Annotated in this window: 2 protein-coding genes; one reads left to right on the top strand and one right to left on the bottom strand. The window is 65.4% G+C overall.

What is annotated here, in order from left to right; all coding sequences use genetic code 11:
- Nucleotides 1-68 precede the first annotated feature (68 nt).
- Nucleotides 69-1469, bottom strand: coding sequence for an MFS transporter (locus tag LQV45_RS28980; RefSeq protein ID WP_230010472.1), 1401 nt, complete (start codon nucleotides 1467-1469; stop codon nucleotides 69-71).
- Nucleotides 1470-1694: 225 nt separating this feature from the next.
- On the opposite strand from LQV45_RS28980, the gene LQV45_RS28975 reads away from it, so the two are divergent.
- Nucleotides 1695-1886: hypothetical protein (locus LQV45_RS28975; RefSeq protein ID WP_230010470.1), on the top strand; the 192-nt coding region annotated here is incomplete at its 3' end.

Genomic DNA, 1886 nt, shown 5'->3' with positions numbered 1-1886 from the left:
GCCGGGGAGGTCCGTCTCATCCACGTTCATACCCTCAGCCTAGTGCGCGAACCGTTGATTCGGCCGCCTCAGGACTCGGGGACCACCGCGATTTCGGTCTGGTCGGGGGCCTTGACCGGCAGGAGCACGAGCAGGCCCACGAGCAGCACCACCATGATGCCGAGGATGCCCCAGCGCTGGGCCTCGCCCTCCGCTACGAAGGGAGCGGCGACAGCGATGCACAGCGTGAAGAGCGCGGGGGCGAGGAAGCTTACGGCCCGGCCCGTGGTGGCGTAGAGGCCGAAGAGCTCGCCGGATTCGCCGTGCGGGGCGAGCCTGGCGAGGTAGGCGCGGGAGGACGACTGGGCCGGCCCCACGAAGAGGCACAGCAGCAAGCCGAAGACCCAGAACGTGGTGGCCCCGGCCCACGCCATGCCAAAGAACTTGTAACTGCCGTTGCCGAGGACCAGGATCGCGGTACCCGCGACCAGCAGGCCGGCCAGAGACGCGATAATCACGGTCTTCGGCCCGATCCTGTCATCCAGGAAGCCGCCGAGGATGGCGCCGGCGGCCGCCACGACATTCCCGAAGATCGCGAAGAAGATGACGTCCTTGAGCTCGAAGCCAAAGGTGCCGGCCGCGATCACCCCGCCGAAGGTGAAGACAGCTGCCAGCCCGTCCCGGAAGATGGCGCTCGCGAGGAGGAAGTAGATAGTGTGCGGGCTGGTCCGGTAGATCGCCTTGATGCGCCGTACGAGCAGGCCGTAGGAGGCGAGGAACCCCAGCCCGGCGCCCCGGTCCGAGCGCGGCAGCTCCGGGACCGCGAACAGCACGGGCAGTGCAAAGACGAGGAACCACAGGGCCGAAAACACCGCCACCAGCCGGATGTTCAGGCTGTCCGCGGTGGAGGCGCCAAACCAGTTCACGCTGGGCTGGACAAAAAGCTGGAGCACAACCAGCAGCGCGACGATGCCGCCAAGATACCCCATTCCCCAGCCGAAGCCGCTCACTTTGCCGATGTTCCGCGGGGTGGAGATCTGGGTGAGCATGGCGTTGTAGTTGACCCCGGCAAACTCGAAGAAGACGTTGCCCAGCGCTATGAGCGTGACGCCCAGGATCAGGAAGTCCGGCCGCGGGAAGACAAAGAAGCACAACCCGGTCAGGACGACGACGGCGGCCGTGTTGACCCCCAGCCACAGCTTCCGCCGGCCACCCGTGTCGGAGCGCTGCCCGGTGACCGGGGCCAGGAGGGCAACGGCCACGCCGGCGACGGCCAGCGCGGCGCCCAGGACTGCCGAGGCCTGGTCCTCCCCGCCGAATGCCTTGGAGGTCAGGTAGACGGTGAAAACGAACGTTGTCATGACGGCATTGAAGGCTGACGAACCCCAGTCCCACGAGGCCCACGCGAGGATCCGGCCACGGTGCGGGACGGGACTTCCCGATTCCAGTTCCGAGGGGCGCATGGCCTCTGGGGCGGCGGCAGTGTTCATAGCCAGAATCGTAGCCGCCCCGGGCGTCCTCCGAGGGGGAGCGGCAGGGGGTTTTGCCAGGCAGGGTTTAGCCCCGGCTTCACATTTGCGTCGAATTGTTCAGTGACCGGTGTCCCGGCCAAAAGAATTTGTACACGCTTGGTAAACTGACGGCACCGAACCTAACAAATGACCCGCCTGCTCCAACTTGCTGACAATCGACTTTCTGACGTTGCGGAGATACCAGTGATCACAGTCCTTGCCGTGCACTTTGCGGTGGCTGCTGTGGCCCCGCTGCTGTTCCGAAAGTTTGGCAGGAATTCGTTCTTCGCCCTGGCCGCGGTCCCCGCGGCCTCCTTTATCTGGCTGCTGCTGCAGCACGACGCAGTCTATTCAGGCACAGTCTATTCAGGTTCTGACGGGGCGATTACCGAAGTC

This window comes from Microbacterium sp. Bi128, assembly GCF_918698205.1.
This window is presented reverse-complemented; position numbering and strand designations above follow the sequence as displayed.

What these genes read in the sequence shown, in the direction of transcription:
- LQV45_RS28980 (WP_230010472.1), bottom strand. Translation starts at nt 1,469, where the DNA reads ATGAACACTGCCGCCGCCCCAGAGGCCATGCGCCCCTCGGAACTGGAA.